This is a genomic window from Marivivens aquimaris, assembly GCF_015220045.1.
Classification (GTDB): Bacteria; Pseudomonadota; Alphaproteobacteria; order Rhodobacterales; family Rhodobacteraceae; genus Marivivens; species Marivivens aquimaris.
Map to the genome: position 1 here is coordinate 933,956 of NZ_JADBGB010000001.1, position 13,566 is coordinate 947,521.

The following is a 13,566-nucleotide window of genomic DNA, read 5'->3' on the forward strand; positions in this document are numbered from 1 at the left end:
TTCTCGACAAGTTGGAATGAGATTTCTACAAAAAATACAAGAGAAACGGTCACTAAGCCGATTGAGTCGGCAGTTTGGAGGAGAAATGGGAGCCGTTGCAGATAAGAAGAACGCACCGTCGCGGGAATTTTTGGAGGAAATTTTCCGCACGGCGTTCAAGATCCGGGTCTTCGAGACCGAAGGGATCAAACTGTACCGTCAAGGCCTGATCCGCGGCTACTTCCACCCGTATCTGGGGCAGGAAGGCATCGCGACAGGCGCCTGCGCAGCACTCAGCGAAGGCGACTACATCGCGTCGACCCACCGCGGTCACGGCCACTGCATCGCTTGGGGTGCGGATGTGAAGAAAATGGTAGCCGAACTGCTCCAGAAGGAGACGGGCTACTGCAAGGGCTACGGCGGCTCGATGCACATCGCGGATATCGAGGTCGGTAACCTCGGCGCGAACGGCATCGTGGGCGCAGGTACGCCGCTCGGCGTCGGCGCTGCGCTGGCCAATCAGGTGCGCGGCTCGGATGCCGTCACCGTCACATTCTCGACCGACGGTGCGTCCAACAACGGCACCTTCCTCGAGAGCCTGAACCTTGCTGCGATCTGGAACCTGAACTTCATCCTGCTCGTGGAAAACAACGGCTACGCGGTGTCGACCCGTATCGAGGAATCCACCCGAGATACCGACCTCTACAAGCGCGGTCAGGCCATCGGCGTCGAAAGCCATCAGGTCGACGGTAACGATCCATTCGCTGTCTATCAGGTGATGAAGGACGCCGTGGAAACCTGCCGTCAGGGTAAGGGGCCGGTGCTCATCGAGGCCAAGACCTACCGCCATATGGGCCACCACGTGAACGATCCGGGCAAGTATATGCCCGAAAGCGAGCTGTCCTACTACAAGGCCCGCGATCCGGTCGACCGTGCCCGCGACGCCCTGCGCGAAATTGGCGATGCCAGCGAAGAGGAGATCGCTGCCATCGAAGCCGAAATCAACGCCGAATTCGCCGAAGCGGTCGAATTCTCGAAGAACAGCCCAGAGGTCACCATCGAAAGCTTCCGCGAATTCGCGGTCGGCTACTGACGGCACCCAAGGGAGAAGGAGGAGATATCATGGCAGTTCGTGAACTCATGTACCGCGAGGCCCTTCGGGAGGCGCTCGACGAGGAAATGGGCCTGAATTCCGATGTGTTCATCATCGGTGAAGGCATTGCTGAGCGTGGTGGCAGCTACAAGGTCACCGAAGGACTACTCGACAAATACGGACCCAAGCGCGTCCGCGACACCCCGATTGCCGAAGCAGGCATGATCGGTCTCGGCGTCGGCGCAGCCATCGCAGGTTCGCGTCCGATCGTAGAGATCCTCTACGTCGACTTCGCCATGCTGGGCATGGATATGATCGTGAACCAGGCTGCGAAGTTCCGTCTGATGACGGGCGGCGAGGGCCGTGTTCCGTTCGTGATGCGGACCCAAGGCGGTACCGGCGGCGGCGTTGCGGCGCAGCACTCGCAGTCGCTCGAAGCGTTGTTCTACCACATCCCGGGTCTGCGCGTGGTCATGCCGTCCACGCCCGCAGATGCAAAGGGCCTGCTGAAGTACGCTCTGCGTCAGGACGATCCGGTGATGTTCCTCGAACACAAGCACCTCTACATGACCAAGGGTCCGGTGCCTGACGGCGAGCACATCATCGAGTTCGGCAAGGGCGACATCAAGCGTGAGGGCACCGATGTGACCCTGATCGCTTGGTCGAACATGATCCCGCGCACGCTCGAGGCTGCTGCGGAACTGGCCGCGCAGGGCATTAACGCAGAGGTCATCGACCCACGCACGCTGGTGCCGCTGGACCGCGAGATGATCATCAATTCGGTGCTGAAGACGCGCCGCTGCGTGATCGTTCAGGAAGCCAACCGCCGCGGCGGTGTGGCCTCGGACATCGCGTCGATCATTCAGGAAGAGTGCTTCTACGAACTGGACGCACCTGTCGAGATCGTCGCCGGTCTGGATATTCCGGTACCGTTCAACCTGACGCTCGAAAAGGCGTCGGTCCCGCAGAAGGACGATGTCGTGGCAGCGGTCCGCCGCAGCCTCCACATGGCGCCTCTGGCGACCGCTGCGGAGTGAGGTGCGCCGATGTCTCTGCACGTACTCGAAAAGCTCGCAGCCACCAATCCGGACTGCGAAATCTGGTGGGATAGCTCGCCACTGGTTTACGAAAGCTGGAAGCAGAAAGTCCTGAGTTCTGCTCCGGCTGAAAAGGCCGCCGATTGGGACGAACAGCTCACAAGGCTGTTCGATACGGCGGCCGTCGAGAGCGAGGGGAAGATGGGGTTCGGTGGTGTCACCACCAACCCGCCTCTCGCTCTCCAGGCTATCCAGAACGATCCGGACTACTGGGCTGACGTCATCCGTCGTCTGGCAGCCGAAAACCCCGATGATGATGTCGAGGCGATCTACTGGAAGACCTACCTCGAGGTGGTCAGCAAGTCGGCAGAGATGCTGCTGCCGGTCCATATCGCGTCGGGTGGCAAGAACGGCTACCTCTCGGGGCAGGTCGATCCGCGCTTCGTCACGGACTACGACCGGATGCTGGCACAGGGGCTCCAGCTTGCAAGCCTCGGCGTCAACGTCATGGTCAAGATCCCCGGCAGCGCCGAAGGCTACCGCGTGATCGAGGAACTGACCGCGCTGGGTATCTCGACCAACAACACGACCTCGTTCACCGTGCCGCAATATGTGGCATGCATGAACGCCGTCAGCCGCGGTCTCGACCGTGCGCGTGTTGCGGGCATCGACCTGTCAAAGTGGCGTTCGGTCATCACCCACATGTCGTCCCGTCTGGGCAACATCGGTGATCTGAAGGCCCAAGCCGAACTGCGCGGGATCACCGTCACCGACGAGGATATCCTGCACGGCGAGATGGCAGTGCTCAAGCGCGCCTACCACATGGGCAAAAGGAACGGTCATCCGTCCAAGATGCTCCAGTGTTCGATGCGCGTCACCGACGAAGGCGAGGGCGGTTCTGCCTCCTCGTGGCACATCTCCAAGATCGCAGGCGGCGATTTCGTCTACACCTGTCCGCCCAGCTACATCGCGGCGCTCATGCAGGCCGAAGACCGTCTGCCGGAGTTCGACGCGAACGCGATCAACGAAGAGCCGCCCGTCGAGGTGATCGAGAAGCTGCGACAGCTTCCGTACTTCCGTCAGGCCTACGACCTCGACGGGATGACACCCGAAGAGTTCAGCCGCTTCGGAGCCTTCGCCGCCACTGCCACCGAATTCGCCGCCGCGACCCGCAAGACGGTCGATTTCGTGGCCCGTGCGCTGGAAAGCGCCCGTCAACAAGCCGCCTGAGGGAGAAGGACATGGCAGAAGCAATCCTTGTTCCGCAGGTCGGACAAGACCTGACCGAAGCCAAAGTGACCGAGCTGCACGTCAAGCTCGGTGACACGGTCAAGAAAGGCGACCTTGTTGCGGTCGTCGAATCCGAAAAGGCTTCGTTCGAAGTCGAAGCGTTCAGCGAAGGCACCGTCATCAGCCTGCCGTGGCAGGTTGGCGATACGGCCATCGTGCTTGAACCGCTCATGCACCTTGGCCAACCCGGAGAGGTGGTGGAAGCCGCCGCCGCTCCGGCCAAGGTCGAAGAACCCTCACCTGTAGTCGCAGAGGCGGTGCCTCCCATTTCCGCCGCTGCTACGTCGACCGTTACTCTCTCAGAACAGGTCGTCCCATCCACTGCGACTACAGGTGGTGCGGTCAATCCGGCGCGTCGGGCATCGCCCGTTGCGCGCCGGATGGCCGAAGGACGTGGTCTCGACATCTCCCAGATGCTCGGATCGGGTCCTGCGGGCGCAGTCGTTCTCAAGGACGTCGAGGGGGTGGCTGGTCAGGCCATCGCCTCTGGCGGTCCGATCGAACTGCGCACGCTCCAATCGGGGCAGGGCACGCCGGTCGTGTTCCTCCACGGCTTCGGCGCGGACTTGTCCTCGTGGCGTCCGTTGGTGGCCCGCCTCGGTATCGGATTACCGCTGCTGGCGCTCGATCTGCCCTGCCACGGCGCATCGCGAGACATTCCGGCGGGTGACTTCGCCGATCTGGTCGCGGCTGTCGGTCAGGCACTTCGCAGCGTTCACGGCGGCGTTCACCTCGTCGGTCACTCACTGGGCGCAGCGGTGGCTGTCGCGCTCACCGAACGCGGTGATCTGGACGTCCGTTCGCTGACGCTTCTGGCCCCTGCGGGTCTGGGCGCATCCATCGACGGCGACTTTGTCGAAGGCTTCCTGTCCTCGACATCCGAAGCCGCGCTCGGTGCGTGGATGTGCCGTCTGGTCTCCGATCCTGCCAGCCTCGCGCCGGTGCTGGTCCGTGCGACCCATGCCGCCCGCGAAGAAGCGGGTCTCGTTCAGGCACAGCGCCGCATCGCGAGCGGCCTGTTCGAAGCGTCGACCCAGCTGTTCTCGGTGAGAGCAGCGCTCAAACGGTACAGTGGCCCATGTACCGTCATCGCAGGTCGCGACGATGCCATCGTGCCGCTGCGCGAGATCGAGGCGGCGCTGCCGTCGCAGGTCGCGCTGCACAGGCTGAACGGCGTCGGCCACCTGCCACAGATCGAGGCTGCCGAGCTGGTGCAGACCTTGATCGCCCGGACCATCCGATCTGCGGGATGATCCGGTCCGGCGCGTGCCCTGTTGCCGTGGGGCACGCGCCCACTTCCATATCAAGCGTTCAACAGGAGCCACTCTATGAGCCGTTATGATGTTCTGGTCGTCGGTGCAGGTCCGGGCGGTTATGTGGCCGCGATCCGCGCGCGTCAGCTTGGCCTCAGTGTGGGCCTGATTGAGCGGGCTCACTTGGGCGGCATCTGCCTCAATTGGGGCTGCATCCCGACGAAAACGATGCTCAAGGGCACGGACGTCCTGCGTGATGCGAATATGGCTGAACGTTTCGGTCTTGCGCCGCTCTCCGCCGCAATCGACCCTGAGCGTCTGGTCGGTCGCTCCAAAGAGATCAGCACGCAGCTCTCCGCCGGTGTGGCTTTCCTGCTGAAGAAAAACGGCGTCGACCTGATCTGGGGCGCTGCGCGGCTCGAAGGTGGCGGGGCTGTGACCGTGAGCGACAGCGGTGTTTCCGGTCCGCGTGGTGCCTTGGGCGCGGGCCGATACGAGGCCGACCACATCATCCTCGCCACCGGTGCGAAGCCTCGCGTCATTCCGGGGCTGGAGCCTGACGGCAACCTCGTCTGGACCTACATGGAGGCGCTGCGCCCGACATCGGTGCCTGCCTCGCTGATCGTCGTCGGCTCCGGTGCCATCGGGCTGGAATTCGCTTCGATCTACGCCGCGATGGGCACGCAGGTGACGGTGGTCGAGCTTGCCCCGCAAATCCTGCCGAACGAGGATGCCGAGCTTGCGGACCTCATGTCCAAGGCCATGCAAAAACGCGGCATCAAAATCATGACCGGCGTCTCGGTCACGAGCCTCCAGCGGAACGGCAATGTCGTCGCCACGCTGTCCGACGGTCAGACCCTGACGGCCGACCGCTTGCTCAGCGCCGTTGGTGTGGTTCCGAATGCCGCCGGATTAGGCCTTGAGGAGCTGGGGATCGACATGTCCGCTGGAGCGGTCAAAACCACCGGCGCGGGCCGTACCTCTGTTCAAGGGGTCTATGCTATCGGTGATATCGCCGGTCCGCCCATGCTGGCTCACAAAGCGTCCCACGACGGGATCGCTTGCGTCGAAGCCATCGCGCGTGGCGAAACCCACGCCGCCCATTCGCCGATCCCCAGCTGCATTTACGCCCATCCGCAGCTTGCCTCCGTCGGTATGACTGAAGCGCAGGCTGTCGCCGCCGGTCGCAAAGTCAAAGTGGGCCGTTTCTCCATGCGCGGCAACGGCAAGGCGCTGGTACTGAACGAACCCGACGGCCTCATCAAATGCGTTTTCGACGCTGAGAAGGACATTCTGCTCGGCGCTCAGGTCATCGGTGCCGAAGCGAGCGAATTGATTCATGGCCTCACCATCGCAGTGACGCTCAGTGCAACGGCGGCGCAGCTGAAGTCAGTCGTCTTCCCGCATCCGACTTTGTCCGAAGCCCTGCACGAAGCCGTTCTGGCGGCAGGAGAAGGAGCCATCCATGCCTGAGCGCGTACGCGGAACAGTGATCTTCGATCTCGACGGCACGCTCGTCGACAGCGCCCCGGATCTAGCCGATGCGCTGGACACGCTGCTGACCGAAAGGGGCCTCGCGCCCATCGGGCTTGAACATACGCGCAGCCTCATCGGGCATGGCATCGCGGAACTAGTTCGCAAAGGGCTGGAGGCGCGGGGCAACTACCTCGCGCCCGAAGAGCAGGCGCTTGCCACGCAGCAGTTCGTCAAGCACTACACCGCGCACCTGTCACGCAAGAGCCAGCCTTATCCTGGAGCCGCTGAAACGCTCGCCGCTCTGCGTCATGCGGGGTGGCGGCTTGTGGTTTGCACCAACAAGCGCGAAGCGAGTGCGCGGGGACTGCTTGAGGATCTGGGCTTGTTGCAGGCTTTCGCCTTGGTCGCGGGGCCGGACACATTCGGCGTGGCCAAGCCCGACCCGAAACACCTGCTCAGCTGCTTGCCTGAAAGCAATCCCGCTTCGAAGCCCGCAATCATGATCGGCGACTCCGAGGTTGATGTCGCCGCCGCTAAGGCCGCGAAACTCCCCATCATTGCCGCCGATTGGGGCTACGCAAAGATGCCGCTTGCAGAACTTCGTCCCGACGCGCTGGTCTCCAGCCTGTCCGAGGTGCCCGACGCGGTCGAGCGCCTGATCGGTTAGACCGACCGCAGGATTTTGCCGACAGGCTTTGCCATGGCGAGGTCGGTGTCGGGCGAGATGATCAGCAGGGCTTTGCCGCTGATCGAGGCGGTTTGCAGAGTCTCAACGAGGTCACCCACCGAGGTCTCGATGAACTCTGCACGCGGGGAGGACACGTCACTAGCGATGGTGACGCCGACGCGGTCGGCGAGGCCCTCTTCGATAATCGAATTCGCAAGCTTCTCGGCGCTCGCCACGCACATGTAGAACACCACGCGGGTGCCTGATTTGATATGGCGGAGCAGGTCGCGCGGGTCTGCGTCTTCGGCGAAGGCTCCGGTTGCAAAGGTGACGGAGTCGTACTTGTTCCGCTCGGTCAGGCTCACCTGCATCTGGGCCGCGGCAGCGGTCGCGGCGGTGATGCCGGGGACGACTTCGGTCTCGATGCCAGCCTCGCGGGCGGCGTCCAGTTCCTCGGTCATGCGTCCGAAAATGGTCGGATCGCCGGACTTCAGACGCACGACGCGGCGGCCTTTCAGCGCCTCGGCAACGATCAGCTGGTTGATGCGGTCTTGGGGCAGGGCGTGCGCACCGACGACCTTGCCGACATAGACACGCTCCGCATCGCGGCGGGCAAGCTCCAGAACCTCCGGATCGACGAGGCGGTCATAGAAAATGACGTCCGCTTCCTGAAGGCGCTCAACGGCGCGGAGGGTCAGCAGATCGCGCGCACCGGGGCCAGCACCTACAAGGCAGATCGAGCCTTTAGCGGCTGCATATTCGCCTTCTGCCACAGCGGTTTTCAGCATCTCCGCCGCTTCGCGCTGCGCACCGCGTTTGAACGTGGTCCAAGGCGCGTCGTTGAAAGTCCAGCGCCAGAATTCGCGGCGGTTTTCGCGCGGGATGCGGTGGGCGACAGCGCCGCGCAGACGGCCCGCAAGCGCGGCGAACGTACCGATCTGCGGGTCCAGCATCTGCTCGATCTGGGTCTTGATGCGGCGGCCCAGCACGGGCGCGGTGCCTTCGGTGCCGATGGCGACCACGACCGGATCGCGGTCCACAATCGACGGAGTGGTGGCATCGCACAGGTGCGGCTGGTCGACCACGTTGACCAATGCGCCAGCGGCCTTGGCAATGGCGTGGATCGAGGCGTCGATCGCGGGGCAGCCCGTGCCGATCAGGACCATCGCGGTGTCCGCGAACAGCTCCGCCTTGATTGCGCCGTCAAAGTGGCTGATGCGGCCCTTGGCCAGCAGCCCCGTCAGTTCGTCGTCCAATTCGTGAGCCGCGACGATGATCGCGGCTTCCGTCTTCAGCATCAGGCGCGTTTTCTGTGCTGCCTGTTCGCCGCCACCGACAATGACGACCTTCCGGCCTGTCATTTTGATGAACATCGGGAAGGACTGCATGGTCGGGCTCCGTTATTCGGCGGCTTCGCGGATCGCTGTGCGGGCGATCAGTTGGGCGATTTCGGGTTTGCAGGACCCGCAGTTGGTCCCTGCGGAGAGCGCTTTGCCGATGGCTTCGACGGTCATCAGGCCGTCCTTCTCCATCGCGGTCAAGATAGTATTCACACCGACCGAGAAACACGAGCAGATGATCGGGCCCGCGTCGGGTTGGTCGGCTCCGGGACGACCGGCAAGCACGGCACCCGGTGCTTCGCCCAAAAGCGAGGCGAGGTGGCTGCGCGACACCGCGACCGGTTCGGGGCCGGCGAACAGAGCGCCCAGCAGCCTGCCGTTGCGGGAGACGGCGATGCGGGCAATGCCGCGCGCATCGTCGATCACGCTGGTGACGTCGCCCTTGCCGAAAAGCGAGATGGCAAAGGCTTCCCAGTCCGCAGGCTTCGCGCCCGCCAGTTCCATGCGCCAACCTGCGTCTACGCGGGCTTTGGCCCAATAGGCGCAGTCGGGCTGCGGCTCGGTGGTCGATACGGCAAATGCGTAAAAATCGGCGGCGAAGGGCTGCGCGTCCACGCAGGTCGCCTTGCTTTCGGGCTGGCCCGACACGGGGTCGGTATGGCCCGCTACCAGCGCATCGACGCGTCCGGCAGAGGAATACTGCCCCGTCCAGTGGATGGGCACGAACACATCGCGGCGGCGCACGCGGTCGGTGATGAGCGCGCGGACAGTGGCGGTGCCGTGGGGGGATGTGACCTCGACCAGATGCGCGGGTTTGATGCCCAGACGCTCTGCCGTGGCGGGGTGGATTTCGATGAACGGCTCGGCAAGGTGCTGCGACAGACGCGCCGCCTGACCCGTGCGGGTCATGGTATGCCAGTGGTCACGCACGCGGCCCGAGTTCATGCGCAGCGGGAAGGCATCGGTCGCGGCGCTTTTCGGTGCGGTGTATTGGACGGGCAGCATCTTGGCGCGGCCATCGGCGTGGTAGAACCCGCCATTGCCGAAGTAGCGTTCCTGTCCCCAGCGGGTCGGGCTCATGCCGTCATAGTCGATGTCCCAAGCCGAGATGTCGAAGTCCTTGCCGAACTTACTGCCAAGCGACGACAGCGCGGCATATTCGCGGAAGATGTCCTCCGGCGCGGTGTAGGCGAACGCGCTTTCCCAGCCCATGCGGCGACCGACTTCGGAGATGATGTCCCAGTCGTGTTTCGCCTGACCGACAGGCGCGATGAAGCCCCGCTGGCGGCTGATCGTGCGGTCGGAATTGGTGACGGTGCCGTCCTTTTCGCTCCACCCCGTCGCGGGGAGGAGGACATCGGCGGTTAGCGCGGTATCCGTGTCGCCGTACATGTCCGAGACCACGACGAATTCGCAGCTCTCGAGGGCGGCGCGGACCTTGTCGGCCTCGGGCATGGAGACCACGGGGTTGGTGCACATGATCCAGATCGCCTTGATCCGGCCATCGGCCACGGCGTCGAACATGTCGACTGCCTTCAGGCCCGCTTTGTCCGGCATCGCAGGGGCGTGCCAGAAGTCCTGCACGGCGTCGCGGTGGTCCGCGTTCTCCAGATCGAGGTGACAGGCGAGCATATTCGCCAGACCGCCGACCTCGCGCCCGCCCATGGCGTTGGGCTGGCCGGTGACGCTGAACGGTCCCATGCCGACATGGCCGATCCGGCCCGTGGCGAGGTGACAGTTGATGATTGCGTTGACCTTGTCGGAACCGCTGCTCGATTGGTTCACGCCTTGGCTGTAGACGGTGACGACCTTGCGGGTACCTGTCCACAGGTCGAGGAATGCTTGCAGGTCTTCGTCCGGAATGCCGAGCTCCGCCTGCGCCTCTTGGCGGGCAGCAGTGACGGCGGCATCGAAGCCGTTGACGTGGGCGGCGACGTAGTCGTGGTCCACATGACCGCCGTCCACGATCGCCAGCAGAAGGCGGTTGAATAGCGTGACGTCTGCGCCGACCTCGATCTGCAAATGCAGGTCCGCGATGTCCGAAGTCGCGGTGCGGCGCGGGTCGATGTTCACGACTTTCATCGCAGGGTTCGCGGTCTTGGCGGCGAGCAGGCGCTGATAGAGCACCGGATGGCACCATGCGAGGTTGGACCCCGTCAGCACCACCAGATCGGCCTGTTCGAGATCCTCGTAATTGCCCGGAACGGTGTCCGTGCCGAACGCGCGGCGATGGCCCGCGACGGAGGACGCCATACACAGGCGGGAATTCGTGTCGATGTTTGCCGAGCCGATGAAACCCTTCATCAGCTTGTTGGCGACATAGTAATCTTCGGTCAGCAGCTGGCCCGAGACGTAGAACGCCACGCTATCGGGGCCGTGCTCTGCGATGGTTTTCTGGAACCGCTTGGCGACAAGTTCCAGCGCGGTATCCCAGTCGGTTTTCACGCCGCCGATTTCGGGGCTGACCAAGCGGCCGCGGCTGCTTAGCGTATCCGCGAGGGCCGACCCCTTGGAGCAGAGCCGACCGTAGTTGGCCGGATGCTCGGGATCGCCCGTCACGGTGACTTCACCAATCGGGCTTGTGGTCGCAAGGACACCGCAACCTACGCCGCAATAGGCGCAAGTGGTCCGAACGGTTTTACCAAGCCCGAGGTCTTTCATGCTGCGCTCCGTGCCATCAGTTGGGTTGCGTCCAGATAGATGCGGCCCGCTTCGACTTTGGCCGCGTAGGTGCCGACCTGACCTTCGTCGGCGCCCTGCGCTTCGCCGGTGTTCATGTCGAACACCCAGTTGTGCAGCGGGCAGGTGACCTTGTGGCCATGGACGATGCCTTCGGAGAGGGGGCCGCCCTTGTGGGGGCAGCGGTCTTCGAGCGCGAACACATGGTCATCGAGCGTGCGGAACACTGCGACGCAGCCCTGAGCCGTTTTGACGACCCGCGCACCTTGGCGCGGGATGTCGACGAGTGCGGCGATATCGATCCACTGGGTCATTCTGCTGCCTCCATCATGAGGTTTGCCATCGGGGTGTAGCGCGCCTGTTCCTTTTCGACGTGCTCTGCCCACGGGTCTTTCTGGTAAACGGACTGGGAGATCAGGAAGCGTTCGACCAGCGCCTTGCGGTTCGCATCATCCGCGACCTGCTCTTTGACCCAGTCGAGCCCGACCTTGTTCACCCACTTGTAGATGCGGTCGAGGTACTTGGCGTTTTCACGGTAGAGCTGCATGACAGCCTGCGTGTATTCCAGAACCTCGGCCTCGGTGGTGGCTTTGTGGAAGGGTTCGGTTTCCTTCACGTCCATACCAGCAGCACCGGCGATGCCGATCTCGTAGCCGCTGTCGACGCAGACGACGCCGATGTCCTTACAGGTCGCTTCGGCGCAGTTACGCGGGCAGCCCGACACGGCCAGTTTGACCTTGTGCGGTGTCCACGACCCCCAGAGCGCCTTTTCCAACTGGATACCGAGGCCCGAACTGTCCTGCGTGCCGAAGCGGCAGTGGTCCTTGCCCACACAGGTTTTCACCGTGCGCAGACCCTTGGAATAAGCGTGACCCGACACCATACCGGCCTTGTTCAGATCGGCCCAGACGTCCGGCAAATCTTCGCCTTTGACGCCGAGAAGGTCGATACGCTGGCCGCCCGTGACGTGGACGGTCGGGATCTTGAACTTGTCCACCACGTCCGCGATGGCGCGCAGCTCGTCCGAGGTGGTCATGCCGCCCCACATACGCGGAACGACCGAGAAGGTGCCGTCCTTCTGGATGTTGGCGTGCTTGCGTTCGTTGATGAAGCGCGACTGCAGGTCATCCTGATAGTCCAGCGGCCAGTCGGCCAGCAGGTAGAAGTTCAGCGCCGGACGGCAGACGTGGCAGCCGTCGACGGTTTTCCATGCGAGTTCCTGAAACACAGCGGGCATGGATTTGAGTTCCTGCGCCTTGATCAGGCGGCGCACGTCTTCATGGGTGTGGTCCGAACATTTGCAGATCGGCTGGGCCGTCGGCATGACGAAGTCATCGCCCAGAGTGACTGCCAGAACCTGCTCGACAAGACCGGTGCAGGTGCCGCAGGAGCCAGACGCTTTGGTCGTGGCGCGCACGGCGTCCAGCGTGGTGGCACCGCCGTTGATGGCGTCCACGATCTTGCCTTTGCATACGCCGTTGCAGCCGCAGATTTCTGCGTCAGCCGGTAAGGCTGCAACGGCCGACAAAGGGTCCGCGGCGGCTCCGCCCTGATAGGCCGGACCAAAGATCAGTGTGTCGCGCATGTCGGCGACATCGGTGCCTTCCTTGATGTGGTTGTAGAACCACGCGCCGTCTGCGGTGTCGCCGTACATGACGGCACCAATGACCTTGTTGCCCTGAAGGATCAGGCGCTTGTAGACGCCGCGGGCAGGATCGCGGAACACGATGTCCTCGCGGCCTTCGCCCTCGGCAAAGTCACCAGCGGAGAACAGATCACAACCCGTAACTTTCAGCTTGGTCGATACCTCTTTGTTCACAAAGGCATCTTCGATACCCATCAGGGTGTTCGCCAGAACGCGGGCCTGATCATAGAGCGGAGCCACGAGGCCGAAGATCGCGCCGTTATGTTCCACGCATTCGCCGAGCGACAGGATATCGGGGTCCGAAGTGACCATCTGGTCATCGACATGGATACCCTTGCCAACAGCGAGGCCGGCCTCTGCGCCGAGCTTGGTGTTCGGGCGGATGCCGACAGCCATGACCAGCAGATCACACGGCAGTTCGGTGCCGTCGTCCAGCAGCAGCGCGCGGACGTGGCCGTTGTCATCGGCGAGGATCTCTTTCGAGTTCGCCTTGCACATGACCTTGATGCCTTTTTCGGTCAGCGACTTGCGCAGCAGGTATCCTGCGGCCTCGTCCAACTGACGCTCCATCAGGTGACCCATGATGTGAACCACGGTGACTTCGACTCCGCGTGCAGCCATGCCCGCAGCCGCTTCGAGACCGAGCAGGCCGCCGCCGATGACCACAGCCTTCGATCCCGGCTTCGCGCCAAGGTCGATCATCGACTGGGTGTCTTCGAGGTCGCGGTAGGGGATCACGCCGTCCAGATCGTGACCCGGCAGCGGGATGATGAACGGGTTCGAACCGGTGCCGATGACCAGCTTGTCGTAGGCGACTTCGCCATTTTCACCGATGACGACCTTGCGGTCGCGGTCGATGCCGGTGACCTTTTCGCCGAAGCGGCAGGTGACGCCGTTCTCTGCGTACCAAGCGTCGTCATGGGTGACGATCTGCTCGTAGGTCTTTTCGCCCGACAGAACCGGCGAGAGCATCAGGCGGTTGTAGTTGCCGCGCGGCTCTGCGTTGAAGAGGGTAACATCGAAATCGGCGTTCGCTTCGAACAGGCGTTCGAGCATCCGGCCGGAGGCCATGCCGGCCCCGATAACAACGAGTTTCTTTTTCATGAC

10 protein-coding genes are annotated in these 13,566 nt (G+C 63.2%); 6 read left to right on the top strand and 4 right to left on the bottom strand.

Annotated features, from left to right (window positions below; translation table 11 throughout):
* Window positions 1-85 precede the first annotated feature (85 nt).
* The 6 genes from IF204_RS04730 to gph all read left to right on the top strand — a co-directional run bounded on the left by IF204_RS04730 (window position 86) and on the right by gph (window position 6,795).
* Complete coding sequence (locus IF204_RS04730) at window positions 86-1,072, top strand: thiamine pyrophosphate-dependent dehydrogenase E1 component subunit alpha (RefSeq protein ID WP_194095087.1); 987 nt, start codon at window positions 86-88, stop codon at window positions 1,070-1,072.
* A 29-nt stretch (window positions 1,073-1,101) separates the two neighbouring features.
* Complete coding sequence (locus IF204_RS04735) at window positions 1,102-2,109, top strand: alpha-ketoacid dehydrogenase subunit beta (RefSeq protein WP_194095089.1); 1,008 nt, start codon at window positions 1,102-1,104, stop codon at window positions 2,107-2,109.
* Between the two features lie 9 nt (window positions 2,110-2,118).
* Entirely contained in the window at window positions 2,119-3,339 is a 1,221-nt protein-coding gene (locus tag IF204_RS04740) for a transaldolase family protein (RefSeq protein WP_194095090.1), read from the top strand.
* Window positions 3,340-3,350: 11 nt separating this feature from the next.
* Window positions 3,351-4,652, top strand: a complete 1,302-nt coding sequence (locus tag IF204_RS04745) for an alpha/beta fold hydrolase (RefSeq protein WP_194095092.1) — start codon at window positions 3,351-3,353, stop codon at window positions 4,650-4,652.
* A 75-nt stretch (window positions 4,653-4,727) separates the two neighbouring features.
* Window positions 4,728-6,125, top strand: a complete 1,398-nt coding sequence (gene lpdA / locus IF204_RS04750; protein ID WP_194095094.1) for a dihydrolipoyl dehydrogenase — start codon at window positions 4,728-4,730, stop codon at window positions 6,123-6,125.
* Window positions 6,118-6,795 carry a phosphoglycolate phosphatase gene (gph, locus tag IF204_RS04755; protein WP_194095096.1) on the top strand — a complete coding sequence of 226 codons (678 nt, stop codon included), beginning with the start codon at window positions 6,118-6,120 and terminating at the stop codon, window positions 6,793-6,795. Before lpdA ends, gph begins: the two co-directional genes overlap by 8 nt.
* On the opposite strand, the gene cysG is transcribed toward gph, so the two are convergent.
* The 4 genes from cysG to nirB are packed head-to-tail and all read right to left on the bottom strand — an operon-like array spanning window position 6,792 to window position 13,563.
* Window positions 6,792-8,183, bottom strand: coding sequence for a siroheme synthase CysG (gene cysG / locus IF204_RS04760; protein WP_228069071.1), 1,392 nt, complete (start codon window positions 8,181-8,183; stop codon window positions 6,792-6,794). The two genes, gph and cysG, sit on opposite strands and share 4 nt — an antisense overlap.
* Window positions 8,184-8,195: 12 nt before the next feature.
* The gene (locus IF204_RS04765) at window positions 8,196-10,796 is read right to left on the bottom strand and encodes a nitrate reductase (protein ID WP_194095098.1); all 2,601 of its coding nucleotides are present in this window, start codon (window positions 10,794-10,796) and stop codon (window positions 8,196-8,198) included.
* Complete coding sequence (nirD, locus tag IF204_RS04770) at window positions 10,793-11,128, bottom strand: nitrite reductase small subunit NirD (protein ID WP_194095100.1); 336 nt, start codon at window positions 11,126-11,128, stop codon at window positions 10,793-10,795. Before nirD ends, IF204_RS04765 begins: the two co-directional genes overlap by 4 nt.
* Window positions 11,125-13,563: a nitrite reductase large subunit NirB gene (nirB, locus tag IF204_RS04775; protein WP_194095101.1), complete on the bottom strand. Its 2,439-nt coding sequence runs from the start codon at window positions 13,561-13,563 to the stop codon at window positions 11,125-11,127. The genes nirD and nirB overlap by 4 nt, the downstream gene beginning before the upstream one ends.
* Between the last annotated feature and the right edge of the window lie 3 nt (window positions 13,564-13,566).

What these genes read in the sequence shown, in the direction of transcription:
- IF204_RS04765 (WP_194095098.1), bottom strand. Translation starts at nt 10,796, where the DNA reads ATGAAAGACCTCGGGCTTGGTAAAACCGTTCGGACCACTTGCGCCTAT.
- gph (WP_194095096.1), top strand. Translation starts at nt 6,118, where the DNA reads ATGCCTGAGCGCGTACGCGGAACAGTGATCTTCGATCTCGACGGCACG.
- IF204_RS04730 (WP_194095087.1), top strand. Translation starts at nt 86, where the DNA reads ATGGGAGCCGTTGCAGATAAGAAGAACGCACCGTCGCGGGAATTTTTG.
- IF204_RS04745 (WP_194095092.1), top strand. Translation starts at nt 3,351, where the DNA reads ATGGCAGAAGCAATCCTTGTTCCGCAGGTCGGACAAGACCTGACCGAA.
- IF204_RS04735 (WP_194095089.1), top strand. Translation starts at nt 1,102, where the DNA reads ATGGCAGTTCGTGAACTCATGTACCGCGAGGCCCTTCGGGAGGCGCTC.
- IF204_RS04740 (WP_194095090.1), top strand. Translation starts at nt 2,119, where the DNA reads ATGTCTCTGCACGTACTCGAAAAGCTCGCAGCCACCAATCCGGACTGC.
- cysG (WP_228069071.1), bottom strand. Translation starts at nt 8,183, where the DNA reads ATGCAGTCCTTCCCGATGTTCATCAAAATGACAGGCCGGAAGGTCGTC.
- nirD (WP_194095100.1), bottom strand. Translation starts at nt 11,128, where the DNA reads ATGACCCAGTGGATCGATATCGCCGCACTCGTCGACATCCCGCGCCAA.
- nirB (WP_194095101.1), bottom strand. Translation starts at nt 13,563, where the DNA reads ATGAAAAAGAAACTCGTTGTTATCGGGGCCGGCATGGCCTCCGGCCGG.
- lpdA (WP_194095094.1), top strand. Translation starts at nt 4,728, where the DNA reads ATGAGCCGTTATGATGTTCTGGTCGTCGGTGCAGGTCCGGGCGGTTAT.